Source organism: Brachybacterium sp. p3-SID1565 (genome assembly GCF_025143785.1).
Lineage (GTDB): Bacteria > Actinomycetota > Actinomycetes > Actinomycetales > Dermabacteraceae > Brachybacterium > Brachybacterium epidermidis.
Genome location: NZ_JAMBDS010000069.1, coordinates 1 through 14,266, shown reverse-complemented (window position 1 = coordinate 14,266; position 14,266 = coordinate 1). Strand labels below are relative to the sequence as shown.

The window sequence follows — 14,266 nt, the reverse complement described above, 5'->3', positions numbered from 1 at the left end:
AGGTCGCGCCTTGATCAGGCGGAGCACTCCTTGCAGTAGATGAGGGTGCCCTCCACGTGGTCGATCTGGCTGCGGTGCTTCACGAGGAAGCAGCTGGCACAGGTGAACTCGTCGGCCTGGCGGGGCAGCACCCGCACCGAGAGCTCCTCACCGGAGAGGTCCGCGCCGGGCAGCTCGTACGAGTCGGCCGCCTCGGCCTCGTCCTCGTCCACCGTGGGGGCGGCGGCTTCACTGCGCCTGCCCTTCAGCTCCTCGATCGAGTCCTCACCGGATTCGTCGTCGGTCTTGCGCGGGGCGTCGTAATCTGTGGCCATCTACGGTCCGTTCCTGGTTGTCAGAGGTATTGCCGACCCTGAGCCGGTCCTGCACGAGGAGTGCAGCTCCGCGTGGCAACGTCGAATGCGGCGGCATTATTGCAGAGCATTCTGCGGCCGACAACACGCCCCCTGGGAACGGACGCAGGGACTGCAGGCGCGGCGGGATAGGGTCGTGCCCGTACACCGCAGCAGCGACATGGCCCGACCGACAGGTCTCCGACGGAGAGGACGACGATGCGAGAGCTCGAGCTCGACGGGATCCACGACGACGGGGAGCACCTGATCCTCACCGACTCCGACGGTGAGCGCTACACGCTGCGCATCGACGAGGCGCTCCGTGCGGCCGTGCGCCGCGACCGCCCCGCACTGGGCATGATCCGGGCGGCCGAGGCCGGCGCACTGCGCCCCAAGGACATCCAGGCCATGCTGCGATCCGGTCGTAGCGCGGAGGACATCGCGGAGATGTCGCAGATCCCGGTGGACCATGTGCGCCGCTACGAGGGCCCGGTGCTCGCCGAGCGCGCGTGGACCGCGCAGCGCGCCCGCAGCTTCCACGTGGGCCGGGGCGGGCCGGCACTCGAGGAGATCGTGGCCGAGCGCCTCGCCGCGCGCCAGGCCTCCCCCGACACGGCCTGGGATGCATGGCGGCGCAGCGACGGAACCTGGGCGCTGGAGCTGACCTTCTCCGCCGCCGGGCGCACCCGCCAGGCGCACTGGGTGGTGGACATGGACAACCGAACGGTCACCGCCAAGGACGACGAGGCCCGCTGGATCAGCGACGAGGACGCTGACCCGGAGCCCTCCCGCGGCCGGGCGCGCCTGGTGGCGGTCAAGAGCTCGGTGTACGACCTGGAGGCCGACGGCTCCTTCGACGAGGGCGCGGGCCGTCCGCGCCGCCGCACCCCGGTCTCCAGCGACCACCCCGCAGCGATCGACGAGTCCGAGCTCGATGCCCTCAACGCGCGCCGGGGCCTGCGCCCCCTTCCCCAGCGGGATGCCTCGCAGGGCGGCGCCGGTCAGGACGAGGAGGATCCGGAGAGCATCGGTGTGTGGTCCAGCCTCGATGATCCCGAGGTCGACCAGGACCAGGCGATCGACGGCGCCGGCGCGGACGGCGAGGTCGACCGCGACGTCGCGCGACCCGGCCCGGCCGCACAGGGGGGCTTTGCCGGGGGCGAGGATCCGGACCAGGAGGCCTGGAGCGAGCACAGTCGGGAGCGGGCCGAGCATGATCAGAGCACTGATCTGGCCGCCTCCGAGGATCCTGCTGCCACCCGGGAGGAGGACAGGGACCCCGCTGATGACGACGACCTGTCCGGGAGCGGATCGCCGACCGACGGCGAGGGCGACGGAGCCGAGGGCGACCCGGCGGAGGATTCCCGAGGTGCTCAGCCCGACTACCAGGACACGGTGGACCTGACTCCCCTGCCCGGCTTCGAGCAGGAGCGCGCGCAGGAGTCCGAGGGGGAGCAGTCGCGCAGGCCCGCCTCGAAGAAGTCGGGGAAGTCTCGCAACAAGCGCGCCTCGATGCCGAGCTGGGACGAGATCGTCTTCGGCTCCAAGCACGACTGACGGCCCTCCCTACCGGGCGGTCCAGGCCGCTGGGCCGTCGCCGCGCTCAGCTGACGGCTCGCACCAGGGGGATCCAGGACTCCGCGGCGGTGAGCGAGCCGTGCACACCGATCAGGGGCTTCGTCCCGGCGGGGCGGTGGGACAGCAGGTCCACGGTCCAGTTCTGCCGCGCCAGCACCATCACGTCGGGCACGCGCCCCGTGACCCTGTCGCTGATGGGGGTGCCGACAGGTCCGAGCAGGGCCGAGGCCAGCAGCTGATCGCGCACCATCACCACGGCCCGTTCCCCCAGCAGGTCCTGCAGCCCGGCGGCGAGCTCCTCCATGGCTCCCGCGCGGGGCTCCGCGAACAGGGCCAGGGCCCGCGGCTCCCCCGCCACGCCCGCGATGAGTCCCTCCAGGTGGGGGTGGTCTCCCAGCTCGATCGTGCGCTCGGGCGAGGTGTCCACCATGCCGTGATCGGCCGTGACGTGGACCCGGGTGCCTCCCGGGAGCCTGCGCAGCAGCGCACCCAGCAGGGCGTCCACCTCCATCAGCGCGTCCCTCCACTGCACGGAGTCGATCCCGTGGTGATGCCCGGCGTGGTCCACGTCGTCGACGTGGAGGTGGACCAGCCCGTCAGGCCCGGCGCGGCGCACCGCACGCAGGGTCACCTCGAGGCGGTCCTCGCGCCCGTGGCCCTGGAACTCCCACCCGCGGTAGGCCATCCCGCTGAGGTGGCTGCCTGCGTGGCGGCGCGGACCCACCTGCACGGCTCGCCGCCCGCTGCGCTGCAGGAGGGTGGGCTCCGGCATCCACGCCCTCGGGTCCACGCCCGCGGCACCCGTGAGTTCGTGGACGGCCTGTCGCGTGGCCGGGTCGCGGGTGGTCAGCCCCAGCACCCCGTGCACCAGGGGCGGCAGGCCGGTGTGGAGGGACACCATGGCGGTGGCGGTGGTGGAGGGGAACACGGTGCGCACACGCGTGGTCTGCCCCTCCAGGCGCCGCAGGGTCGGGGTGAGGGCCCGGTGCTGCACGAGCAGATCGGCTCCCAGCCCGTCCACCAGCACCACCAGGTCGCGGCCTGGCTCCGGGGCGGTGGCCAGGGGCGCCAGCACGTCCAGCAGCCCTGGATGCAGGCCGCCCGCGAACGGGGCGTCCAGCAGCCCGGGTGCGAGACCCGTGTCCTGTGGGTCCTGACCGGTGGCAGCGCTCAGCGCTCTCAGCCCCGGGCGTCGTCGAGCGCGTCGATCGCGTCGACCAGCAGGCCGTGGAAGCGCAGCGCATCGGCGACGGCGCGCGGGCCGTCGGCCAAGGCGCTCACGCGCAGGGCGAGATCGGCGGGCGCGAGGGTCCCGGTGTAGCCGTGGTCGACCTCGCAGGAGGGGTCATCGCACACCGCCCGCTCCAGGTCCATGCGGCGGGTGCCGTTCCAGGTGATCCCGATGGTCACCTCGGCCTCCTGCTGCGGGACGCGCTGCCCATCGGTGTCGAACACCTGGGAAAGGCCCGTGCCACTCACCCGCTGCAGGCGCACGCGCTCGGTGGTGGCCACTACCTGGCTGGGGTTCAGGGCATCGGCAGGATCGTCATCGAGGTGGGTGACCAGCAGGTGGGTGGCGGTCAGCACCAGGACGGTGAGGTGACGGCGCACCTCGGGGCCGTCGAAGGTGGTCTCGGGCCGCACCAGGTAGCCCAGCGGCCGTGCCCCCCGCAGGGAGGCCTCCATGCTCGCTGCCGCCGTCTGGGGGAAGTACCCCGCCGTCTCGAGATCGGCGAGGAGCTCAGCGGGAAGTGCTGTCGTCATCCATCCAGTCTCCCACGGTGCCGAGCACGCGGCGTGCGCCGTCGGTGCGGTTGGGCGCCCGTGCGAGATCGACCCGCGCCCCCACCACGGCGGCGCCGCTGTGGGCCACCACCACGGGGTACAGCTCCAGCTGCGCCACCTCGGGCAGGTCCTCGGCCAGCAGCCCCACCCGCACCACGATGTCGGCCAGGGCGGCGCGATCGGCCGGCGGCAGCCCGCGGACCCCGCGCAGCTTGACCGCCGTCGCCGGGGCGTCCACCAGGGCGGAGGCGGCCTGCTCCGAGAGCGGCGGGATCGCGTAGGCGATGTCGTCCAGCAGGTCGGTGGCATCACCGGCCAGGGACAGGGAGACCACGGGCCCCAGGGAGGGATCCTCCGTGCTGCGCACCACCACCGGCACGCCGGCGGCCGCCATGGACTGGACCTCGAGCGGGGCGCTGGAGAAGGAGAGCTCGCGGCGCATCTCCTCGTGGGCGCGGCGCAGCTGTGCGTCATCGGCGAGACCCAGCCGCACCCCGCCCAGATCGGCCCGGTGGCGCAGCACGGGGTCCGTGCTCTTGAGGGCGACCGGGTACCCGAGCTCCTCCGCAGCGGACACCGCCTCCTGGGCATCCGCCACCCTGATCGACCGCAGCACGGGGATCCCGTAGGCGGCCAGCAGGGAGGAGACGTCCTCGGCATCGAGGGGCACGGGACCTGCTCCGCGCTGCGGCACCAGGCGCTCGACCAGGGCTCGGGCACCAGCCCGGTCCACGTCATCGCGCACGGCCGGATCAGCCTCGCCCACGGCCGGGCGGCGCAGCGCCGCCAGCATGCCGGTGGCGGCGCGCACGGCATGGGACGGGGTGGCATGGACCGGAGGCAGCGAGGCATCGGCACGGACGGCACGGCGCACCTTCTCGAAGCGGTCCTGACTGGTGATCAGGCACACCAGCAGCACCACCTCGCTGTGCCGGGCCACCAGCGACATCTGGCGGATCACCTCGACGGAGTCCCCGGTGAGCGGATCGAGGACGCCCGCGATCACCACGTCGACATGGCCGAGCGCGGCCATGGAGGTGAAGGCGCGCTGGACCAGCCGCTGATCGGCGGCCAGCGGCACACTGCGGTTGTCCGCGACCACGTGCATGCCGGACTCGTCGGCGGCTCCCCTGAGGGCCGCGCCGAGGGCCGGGGTGTTCGAGAGCAGGCCCACGCGGGTGCCGTGGGGAAGGCCCTGCCGCCCCAGGGCGTCCACCACGTCCATCAGGTGCTCGACGGAGCCCGTCTGCACCACGCCGGCGGCCTCCAGCACCTGGTCCAGGGCCCGACGCGGGAGGGTGGAGCGGCGCACGTCGTGCCCGGGAGGCAGCACGGAGCCCGGGGACGGTGGGCGCAGCACGATCAGAGGGGTGCGGCGGGTCAGGCGCCGGGCGATGCGGCTGAACTTGCGGGGATTGCCCATCGACTCCAGGGCCAGGCCGATCACATCGATGCGGTCGTCGTCCTCCCAGTGCTGGAGGCAGTCGTTGAGGGAGACGTCGGCCCGGTTGCCGACGCCCACGAACTCGTGCAGCCCCACGCCGCGCGCATCCACACCGGCCAGCAGCATCGCGGTCAGGGCGCTGGACTGCCCGGCCAGCGCCACCCGGCCCGCGGCAGGCAGCGCCGGGGACAGCGAGACGGACAGGGGATCCTTCCCGGTGCGCAGGAACCCGAAGGAGCCCGGGCCCAGCAGGCGCATGCCGTGCCTGCGCGCGCGGGCCACCAGCTCCCGCTGCAGGCGGCGCCCGTCGGTGGTGTCGCTGAACCCCTCGGTGGGGATCACCACTGAGCGCACCCCGATGGCGGCGCACTCCTCGATCGCATCGAGGCAGGCCTCGGGCCGCAGCGCGATCACCGCGAGGTCCACAGGGCCGGGCACATCGGCGATCCGGGCGTGGGCAGGGTGCCCGCGGATCTCGAAGGCATCCCTGGCGACCACGTGGATGCCACCGTCGAACCCGGAGGCCTCCAGGGCCGTCAGGAAGCGGCCACCGGGAGAGTCAGCGCGGGTGGAGACCCCCACCAGCAGGACCGATGAGGGGTGCAGGAGCCGTTCCATCGCCTGGGACTCGGCGCGGTGCTCGCGCTCGGCCATCACCGCCAGGGAACGGGCGGTGGGGTCGATGCGGAAGGAGACCTGCACCACGCCATCGTCGTAGGCACGGCTCACATCGAAACCGGCTTCGGAGAAGACGTGGAACATCTTGGTGTTCTGCGGCAGCACCTCGGCGGTGAAGGTGCCGATCCCGCGCTCGCGCGCGGCGGCGGCCAGGTGCTCGAGAAGCACCGAGCCCAGGCCGGTCCCCTGGCGGGAGTCGGAGACGTTGAACGCCACCTCGGCCTCGTCCGGCCCGATGCGGTCGTAGCGGCCCACGGCGATGATCTCCGTGCCCACCAGCACCACGAAGGCGACCCGATCGCGGTGGTCCACCACGGTGAAGCGCTCCAAGTCCTTCGTGGACAGTCGTGGCATCGGAGCGAAGAACCGCAGGTAGCGGGACTGCTCGGACTGCCGCTCGTGGAAGCGCTGGAGGGCCTCCGCGTCGCTGGGCAGGATCGGGCGCAGGTGGGCCGCGGATCCGTCCCGCAGGGCGATGTCGGCCTCCCAGTGCGCCGGGTAGGGCGCGCGGGCGGGCTCCTGCGAGGAGGGGCGGCGTCGTCGGGGGCGGGGACCTTCGCGCCGGGCTGCCATGTCCCGGATCCTATCGGGGCATGCCCCGGATTGACGCGATCCACACTCCGGCCTGCCGGGATCCGGGCCCTCCACCTGCCATGATGTCCCCCATGGCCCGATCCCGCAGCACGCAGCCCCCGGCCGGTGACGAGAAGGTCGCGGAGACGATCCTCGACATCGACGTCACCAGCGAGATGGAGACGTCCTTCCTGGAGTACGCCTACTCCGTCATCTACTCCCGTGCGCTGCCCGATGCCCGAGACGGTCTCAAGCCCGTGCAGCGTCGCATCCTCTACATGATGGCCGAGATGGGGCTGAGGCCCGACCGGGGCCACGTCAAGAGCCAGCGCGTGGTGGGCGAGGTGATGGGCAAGCTCCATCCCCATGGCGACACCGCGATCTACGATGCGCTGGTGCGCATGGCGCAGCCGTTCTCGATGCGCCTGCCGCTGATCGACGGCCACGGGAACTTCGGCTCCCTGGACAACGGGCCGGCAGCGCCCCGCTACACCGAGGCGCGCCTGGCCAAGGCAGCACTGCTGATGACGGACTCGCTGGACGAGGACGTCGTGGATCTGGTGCCGAACTACGACAACCAGCTCACCCAGCCCGAGGTGCTCCCCGCGCAGTACCCGAACCTCCTGGTCAACGGGGCGGCGGGCATCGCGGTGGGCATGGCCACGAACATGCCCCCCCACAACCTGGTGGAGACCATCGCTGCCGCGCGCCACCTGATCGACCACCCGGATGCCGAGCTCGAGGAGCTGATGCGCTTCGTCCCCGGACCGGACCTGCCCAGCGGAGGTCGGATCATCGGCCTGGAGGGCGTGCGGGATGCGTACCGCACCGGCCGCGGCTCCTTCCGGATGCGTGCCACCACGCGGATCGAGAACGTCACCAGCCGCCGCAAGGGCATCGTGGTCACGGAGCTGCCGTACCAGGTGGGCCCGGAGAAAGTGGCCGAGAAGCTGCGCGATGCGGTGCAGGCCAAGAAGGTCCAGGGCATCACCGACTACCAGGACCTCACCGATCGCCACCACGGCCTGCGCCTGGTGCTCACCGTGAAGTCCGGGTTCGACCCGGAGGCGGTGCTGCAGCAGCTGTACCGCCACACCCCGCTGGAGGAGTCCTTCGGCATCAACAACGTGGCGCTGGTGGAGGGCCAGCCACGCACCCTGGGCCTCAAGCAGCTGCTCGAGGTGTTCGTGGACCACCGGTTGAAGGTGGTGCGGCGCCGCACGGAGCATCGCCTGCGCAAGCGCCTGGACCGGCTGCACCTGGTGGAGGGCCTGCTGCTGGCGATCGTGGACATCGACGAGGTGATCCAGATCGTCCGCTCCAGCGATGACGCCGAGACCGCCCGCACCCGGCTGATGGGGGTGTTCGACCTGACCCAGGTGCAGGCCGAGTACATCCTCGAGCTGCGCCTGCGGCGCCTGACGAAGTTCTCCCAGATCGAGCTGGAGGGCGAGCGCGACGAGCTGCGCGCCGAGATCGAGAGGCTCCAGGAGATCCTGGGCTCCGACGAGGTGCTGCGGCGCCTGGTCTCCGACGAGCTGGCCGCGGTGGCCGCCGAGCACGGCACGCCTCGCCGCACGGTGCTGCTGGAAGCCGCGGAGCAGCCCGTGGCCACCGCCGGCGGCTCCCTCGAGGTGGCCGACGAGCCCTGCGGGGTGCTGCTGACGGGCACCGGTCTGATCGCGCGGGTGGCAGGCGAGGGACCGCTGCTGCGGGAGGGGCCGCGCGGCTCCCACGACGTGGTGGTCTCCGACGTCGCCACCACCACCCGTTCCGAGGTCGGTGTGGTCACGGACCTGGGGCGCGTGCTGCGGGTGAACGTGGTGGACCTGCCGTCCCTCGCGCCCACCGCCGGTGCGCCGTCGCTGGCCGGGGGCACCCGCCTGGTGGACCTGATCGACCTGGAGAAGGAGGAGAGGCCGCTGGCGCTGATCCGCCTCGCGGAGGGGGACGTGGCCCGCGGCGGCGCGATCGCGCTCGGCACCCGCCACGGCGTCGTCAAGAGGGTGCAGCTGGACTTCCCCCGCGCCGACGGCTTCGAGATCGTCGCGCTGAAGGACGGCGACCGGGTGGTGGGCGCCGTGGACCTGGAGGACGATGCGGACCTGGACCTGGTGTTCGTCACCTCCGACGCGCAGCTGCTGCATTTCCCCTCCTCCGGTGTGCGACCCCAGGGGCGGGCGGCCGGGGGCGTGGCCGGGATCAAGCTGGCCGCGGGAGCCCACGTGGTCTCCTTCGGCGTGGTCGACGTGACCGCTCCGGCGGACGTGGTGACCGTGGCCGGCTCCTCCGGGACCCTGCCGGTGCTGCAGACGGGCTCCCTCAAGGTCGCCGCCTTCACCGAGTACCCCGCCAAGGGCAGGGCCACAGGCGGTGTGCGCTGTCACCGTTTCCTGCGCGGCGAGGACGTGCTGATCGGCGCCTGGGTGGTGCCGCATCCCGCTCGGGCGAGCTCCGAGGCGGGGCAGCCGATCGAGCTGCCCGAGCCGACGGGCCGCCGCGACGGCTCCGGCACGCCGGTGGCCGTGCCGATCGCCGCGGTGGGATGATCACACCATGACTCCTGCGACCGAGCCCGCGCCTGTCCCCCTGCCGCCCGGCGTGAGCCAGGAGCGCGTGCACGGCACCGAGGCGCTGGTGGTGGACACCCCGGCCGCCCGCGCCGTGCTGCACCTGGACGGCGCGCACCTGACCAGCTGGGCCCCGGCCGGTGAACAGGACGTGCTGTGGCTCAGCGAGCTCTCGGAGTACGGGGACGGCGCCGCGATCCGAGGGGGCATCCCCCTGGTCGTCCCCTGGTTCGGACCCGGTCGCGACAGTGAGAGGCCGGTCAAGCACGGGTGGATCCGCAACCATCCCTGGGAGCTCACCGCCGCCTCCTTCGACGGGGACGACGTGGTGCTCGAGCTGGCGCTGAAGGGAGCCGATCCCGACGGCACCGGGATCCGGGCGGACGCCGTGTTCCGCATCGGCGCGGACCTGTCGGTGGATCTGACCCTCACCGCGGGCAGCGAGGAGATCGAGGCCGAGGCAGCCCTGCACACGTACCTCGCCGTGGGTGACGTGCGCGAGATCGAGATCCGGGGCCTGCAGGGCGGGGACTACTTCGACAACACACGGGACCTGGAGCAGTTCCGGCAGGAGGAGCCCGTGCTGAGGCTGAGCGGCGCGACCGACCGCGTGTACGGCGTCAACGCGGAGGTCGTGATCGAGGACGTGGCCGGGGCCCGCCGGATCGTCTCCTCCCCCCGCGGCACCGCGAAGACCGTGGTGTGGAACCCGTGGTCGCAGTCGGCGGCGGAGATGGCCGACATGCCCAACGACGCCTGGACCGACTTCGTGTGCGTGGAGCCGGCAGTGGCGAAGGACGCCGCGCAGGTGCTGCCGCCCGGCGGGGCGCTCACCCTGGGGGTCACCTACCGCGTGGAGCGCTGAGACCGGCACTGATCAGGCCCCGGACGAGGGAGGCGAGCTCCTGGAGAGTCCCCGGCTCCCGCACGGCTGTCAGGAACTGCCCGTGGGTGAGCGTCCCCGGCAGGCGGGCCCAGGCTGTCTCCGACCAGACCGCGCTCCAGATCCAGCACCACGAGCTCCCGCGGGTTGTTCACCCGCACCCCGGCGATCGAGTTGCCCAGCCCCCGGCTGATCACGATGGTGGTGCCCTCGCGGGTGTGGACCCCGTTGGTGAGCTCGGGCAGCCAGCCCTGGTGCGGGGCGAACAGCGCACCGATGACGGGCAGGCGCACCTGGCCGCCGTGGGCGTGGCCGGACAGCACCACGTCGGCCTCGGTGCGGGCGTAGTCCTCCAGCAGCTCCGGGCGGTGAGCCAGCAGGATGATGGGCAGCTCATCGGCCTCCGCTCCCAGGCCGTGCAGGGCGAGGGCCGCGTCGGACCGTGCGGAGGAGGCGGTGCGTCCGTCGGCGCGATCCACGCGCGGGTCGTCGATGCCCGCGATGATCAGCTCGGTGCCGCCCAGGGTGACCACCTCTGCCTCGTTGCGCAGCACGGTGATGCCGGCCTGCTCGAGCCCGGCCAGGAACTCCTCGCGCAGCGGGGAGTCCGCCTCGTGGTTGCCCAGCACGAAGTACGTGGGGGCGAGAGAGCTGAGCTCGGAGGCGAGGTCCAGCACCCCGGTGAGGTCGCGGGTGCGGACGTCGATCATGTCCCCGGTCAGGGCGATCAGGTCCGGCTGGGCCTCGCGGATGGCCGCGAGCAGACGATCGGTGAAGGTTCCGAAGTCGGCGGCGTGGAGGTCGGAGATCTGGGCGATCCGCACGGGGCCGGCCGGGCCGATGCCTGAACCCGCCGAGGAGGCCGCGGTGCCGAGGAGCGGGACCCGGTAGGTGGTCACGTCCAGCCGGCGGTTGTCCCACAGCAGCCAGGCGGCCAGCAGCGCGATCGCGAGCAGCAGCGCCAGGGCGGAGACGGCCAAGCGACGGGCGGCACGGGAGCGCCGGTCACCGCCGACGGTGCGATCGGTGCTGACCGACAGCGGGGCGCTCACCGGACGGTGATGCCCTCAGCGGCGAGGGCCTGCTTCACCTCGGCGATGCTCATCTGGCCGAAGTGGAACACGCTCGCGGCGAGCACCGCGTCGGCCCCGGCCCGCACCGCGGGTGCGAAGTGCTCGGGGGCCCCGGCGCCACCGGAGGCGATCAGCGGGAGGGTGGTGGCCTGGCGGGCCAGACCGATCAGCTCGAGGTCGAAGCCGTCCTTGGTGCCGTCAGCGTCCATGGAGTTCAGCAGGATCTCGCCTGCTCCGCGATCAGTGACCTCGCGGATCCACTCTACGGCGTCGATGCCGGTGCCGCGGCGGCCACCGTGGGTGGTGACCTCGAAGCCGGAGCCGGTGCGAGCGGTGCCCTGGGGGGTGTCGTCGGTGACGCGGCGCGCGTCGATCGACAGCACCAGCACCTGGTTGCCGAAGCGGCTGGCGATTTCGGTGATCACCTCGGGGCGGGCGATGGCGGCGGTGTTGACGCCGCACTTGTCCGCGCCCGCGCGCAGCAGCTGATCGACGTCCTCGGGGGTGCGCACCCCACCGCCCACGGTGAGCGGGATGAAGATCTGCTCGGCGGCGGCCCGGACCACGTCGATCATGGTGGCGCGGCCCCCGGAGGAGGCGGTCACGTCCAGGAAGGTGAGCTCGTCGGCGCCGTCGGCGCCGTAGCGGGCGGCGAGCTCCACGGGGTCACCGGCATCGCGCAGGTCCTGGAAGTTGACGCCCTTGACCACGCGCCCGGCGTCGACGTCCAGACACGGGATGACACGGACTGCCAGGCTCATGCGTCGATCCTCTCGCGGTCCAGCTCCTCAGCGCCCTCGATGATGAACTGCTTGCGCGGGGCGACCTCGGAGCCCATCAGCAGCTCGAACATGGCGCTGGCGGCCTCGGCGTCCTCGATGCGCACGCGGCGCAGGGTGCGGTGGGCGGGGTCCATGGTGGTGTCGGCCAGCTGGTCGGCATCCATCTCCCCCAGCCCCTTGTACCGCTGGATCGGCTCCTTGTAGCGCTTGTTGCGGCGCTCGAGGGACTTCACCAGCTTGAGCAGCTCCGCCTCGGAGTACGTGTACACGTACTCGTTCTTCTTCGCTCCCCCGTGGATGATCTCCACCCGGTGCAGCGGGGGCACCGCTGCGTAGACGCGACCCGCCTCGACCAGGGGCCGCATGTAGCGGTGGAACAGGGTCAGCAGCAGGGTGCGGATGTGGGCGCCGTCGACGTCTGCGTCGGTCATCATGATGATCTTGCCGTAGCGGGCGGCCTCGAGGTCGAAGGTGCGCCCGGAGCCGGCACCGATCACCTGGATGATCGCTGCGCACTCGGCGTTCTTGAGCATGTCCGTGATGGACGCCTTCTGGACGTTGAGGATCTTGCCGCGGATCGGCAGCAGCGCCTGGAACTCGGAGGAACGGGCGTTCTTGGCGGTGCCCAGGGCGCTGTCGCCCTCGACGATGAACAGTTCGGAGCGGTCCACGTCGGTGGTGCGGCAGTCGGCGAGCTTGGTGGGCATGGTGGAGGACTCCAGCGCGTTCTTGCGGCGCGAGACCTCCTTGTGCATGCGCGCGGCGATGCGGGCGCGCATCTCGGAGACCACCTTGTCGAGCACCAGGGCGGCCTGCTCCTTCTCGCCCTTCTTGCCGGAGGTGAGGAACGCGGTGAGCTGCTCCTCGACCACCCTGCTCACGATCGCGCGGATGGCAGGGGTGCCCAGCACCTCCTTGGTCTGGCCCTCGAACTGGGGCTCGTCGATGCGCACGCTGATCACGGCGGTCAGACCGGCGAGCGTGTCGTCCTTCTCGATCTTCTCGTGCTTGGCGTTGAACTTGAGGCGGCGGGCCTGGTTCTCCACCTGCTTGCGCAGGGTCTTGACCATGGCCTGCTCGAAGCCGGCCACATGGGTGCCGCCCTTGGGGGTGGCCACGATGTTGACGAAGGAGCGCAGGGTGGTCTCGTAGTCGGAGCCCCAGCGCAGGGCGATGTCCACCTCGCAGCTGCGGTCCACATCGGTGGAGACCATGTGCCCGTTCGCGTCGAGCACCGGGATGGTCTCGGTGTACTCGCCGGTGCCCTGGAGGCGGATCACGTCGGTGATCCTCTCGTCCTGCGCGAGGTACTCGACGAACTCGGAGATCCCGCCCTCGTAGTGGAAGCGGCGGGTGGCGGGCTGATCGGGCGAGGCCTCGGGCCGGTGGTCGGTGACCGACAGCTCCAGCCCGGGCACCAGGAAAGCCGTTTGCCGGGCGCGGCGGGTGAGGTCGTCCAGGGAGAAGTGGGAGCCCTTGACGAAGATCTGCGGATCGGCCCAGTACCGCACGCGGGTGCCGGAGACGCCGCGCTTGACCTTGCCGATCTTCCGCAGCTCCGCCGGGCCGTCGGCCGGGGTGAAGGGCGCATCGGGGCTGGGCTCGCCGTCATCGGCGAACACGCCCGCCCGGCCTCGCTGGAAGCTCATGGCATAGGTGGTGCCGGCGCGGTCCACCTCGACGTCGAGCCGGCCCGAGAGGGCGTTGACCACGCTGGCGCCGACGCCGTGCAGACCACCGGCGGCGGCGTAGGAACCGCCGCCGAACTTCCCGCCCGCGTGCAGCTTGGTGTAGACGACCTCGACGCCGGTCAGGCCGGTGCGGGGTTCGGTGTCCACGGGGACGCCGCGCCCGGTGTCGCGCACCTCCACCGAGGCATCGGGATGCAGGATCACGCTGATCGACTCGCCGTGCCCGCCCAGTGCCTCGTCGACCGCGTTGTCGAGGATCTCCCACAAGCAGTGCATGAGACCGCGGGAGTCCGTGGACCCGATGTACATCCCGGGGCGCTTGCGGACGGCCTCGAGCCCCTCGAGGACCTGCAGGTGGCGGGCGTCGTACTCGGTCTTCGCGCTGGGACGTGGGGTGCTGCTGGAACTGGACACCCTGTGGATCTTACGGGCCCGGCAGCCGCGCACCCGGTATTGCGGCGCCCCTCACAGCAGGTTGCGCCGCCAGCGAACCGAGGTGGACGCACCTCGGTTTCGCACCCGCCAGGTGCTACAAAAGAACCATGAACCTGACTCTCGAAGCCCCCCGGCTCACCGCGCACGATCGGTGCGACCGCTGTGGTGCCCAGGCCTACGTGAAGGTGGTCCTGCAGGCCGGCGGTGAGCTGATGTTCTGCGCCCATCATGCGCGCGCCCACTCCGATGCGCTGCGTCCCCTCGCCTCCGAGGTGATCGACGAGACCGAACGACTCCACATCAAGCCGCAGATCCCCGAGGACTGACCTCACGGGTCCGCGCCCCTGGACGTGGGGGGGGCCCCCCCCCCCCCCCCCGGGGGGGGGGGGGGGGGGGGGCCGACGAGGCTCATGTCGCCCCGTAGCACGTTCCACAGCTGCGG

General features: G+C 71.9%; 12 protein-coding genes. 4 read left to right on the top strand and 8 right to left on the bottom strand.

The genetic code is table 11. The annotated features are described in order from the left end of the window. Positions 1 to 14: 14 nt before the first annotated feature. A complete protein-coding gene (locus tag M4D54_RS12835) occupies positions 15 to 314 on the bottom strand; it encodes a DUF4193 domain-containing protein (RefSeq protein WP_017823650.1) in 300 nt (99 codons plus the stop codon). A 237-nt stretch (positions 315 to 551) separates the two neighbouring features. On the opposite strand from M4D54_RS12835, the gene sepH reads away from it, so the two are divergent. After that, positions 552 to 1,889 carry a septation protein SepH gene (sepH, locus tag M4D54_RS12830; RefSeq protein WP_259891927.1) on the top strand — a complete coding sequence of 446 codons (1,338 nt, stop codon included), beginning with the start codon at positions 552 to 554 and terminating at the stop codon, positions 1,887 to 1,889. A 46-nt stretch (positions 1,890 to 1,935) separates the two neighbouring features. Here sepH and M4D54_RS12825 read toward each other — a convergent pair whose 3' ends face one another. From M4D54_RS12825 to M4D54_RS12815, 3 genes are all read right to left on the bottom strand, one after another. Continuing rightward, a complete protein-coding gene (locus tag M4D54_RS12825) occupies positions 1,936 to 2,985 on the bottom strand; it encodes an alkaline phosphatase family protein (protein ID WP_259891926.1) in 1,050 nt (349 codons plus the stop codon). 104 nt (positions 2,986 to 3,089) lie between these two features. Continuing rightward, entirely contained in the window at positions 3,090 to 3,674 is a 585-nt protein-coding gene (locus M4D54_RS12820) for a DUF5998 family protein (protein WP_193866323.1), read from the bottom strand. Further along, positions 3,652 to 6,390 carry a GNAT family N-acetyltransferase gene (locus M4D54_RS12815; protein WP_259891925.1) on the bottom strand — a complete coding sequence of 913 codons (2,739 nt, stop codon included), beginning with the start codon at positions 6,388 to 6,390 and terminating at the stop codon, positions 3,652 to 3,654. The genes M4D54_RS12820 and M4D54_RS12815 overlap by 23 nt, the downstream gene beginning before the upstream one ends. 92 nt (positions 6,391 to 6,482) lie before the next feature. On the opposite strand from M4D54_RS12815, the gene M4D54_RS12810 reads away from it, so the two are divergent. Together M4D54_RS12810 and M4D54_RS12805 are read left to right on the top strand one after the other, a co-directional pair. Then, positions 6,483 to 8,939: a DNA topoisomerase (ATP-hydrolyzing) subunit A gene (locus tag M4D54_RS12810; RefSeq protein WP_193866324.1), complete on the top strand. Its 2,457-nt coding sequence runs from the start codon at positions 6,483 to 6,485 to the stop codon at positions 8,937 to 8,939. 7 nt (positions 8,940 to 8,946) lie between these two features. Then, the gene (locus M4D54_RS12805; RefSeq protein WP_193866325.1) at positions 8,947 to 9,825 is read left to right on the top strand and encodes a D-hexose-6-phosphate mutarotase; all 879 of its coding nucleotides are present in this window, start codon (positions 8,947 to 8,949) and stop codon (positions 9,823 to 9,825) included. Here M4D54_RS12805 and M4D54_RS12800 read toward each other — a convergent pair. Genes M4D54_RS12800 through M4D54_RS12790 form a run of 3 tightly spaced genes read right to left on the bottom strand, consistent with a single transcriptional unit; the run spans position 9,807 to position 13,803 of the window. Next, complete coding sequence (locus M4D54_RS12800) at positions 9,807 to 10,895, bottom strand: metallophosphoesterase (protein WP_193866326.1); 1,089 nt, start codon at positions 10,893 to 10,895, stop codon at positions 9,807 to 9,809. The genes M4D54_RS12805 and M4D54_RS12800 overlap by 19 nt on opposite strands. Beyond that, entirely contained in the window at positions 10,892 to 11,677 is a 786-nt protein-coding gene (gene hisF, locus M4D54_RS12795) for an imidazole glycerol phosphate synthase subunit HisF (RefSeq protein ID WP_193866327.1), read from the bottom strand. The genes M4D54_RS12800 and hisF overlap by 4 nt, the downstream gene beginning before the upstream one ends. Next, positions 11,674 to 13,803, bottom strand: a complete 2,130-nt coding sequence (locus M4D54_RS12790) for a type IIA DNA topoisomerase subunit B (RefSeq protein WP_193866328.1) — start codon at positions 13,801 to 13,803, stop codon at positions 11,674 to 11,676. The genes hisF and M4D54_RS12790 overlap by 4 nt, the downstream gene beginning before the upstream one ends. A 128-nt stretch (positions 13,804 to 13,931) precedes the next feature. Here M4D54_RS12790 and M4D54_RS12785 point away from each other — a divergent pair, with 128 nt between their 5' ends. Further along, positions 13,932 to 14,150 carry a hypothetical protein gene (locus M4D54_RS12785; protein WP_193866329.1) on the top strand — a complete coding sequence of 73 codons (219 nt, stop codon included), beginning with the start codon at positions 13,932 to 13,934 and terminating at the stop codon, positions 14,148 to 14,150. A gap of 2 nt (positions 14,151 to 14,152) precedes the next feature. On the opposite strand, the gene M4D54_RS13880 is transcribed toward M4D54_RS12785, so the two are convergent. Continuing rightward, the coding region (locus M4D54_RS13880; protein ID WP_396121500.1) for a sugar transferase at positions 14,153 to 14,266 on the bottom strand (114 nt) is incomplete at its 5' end.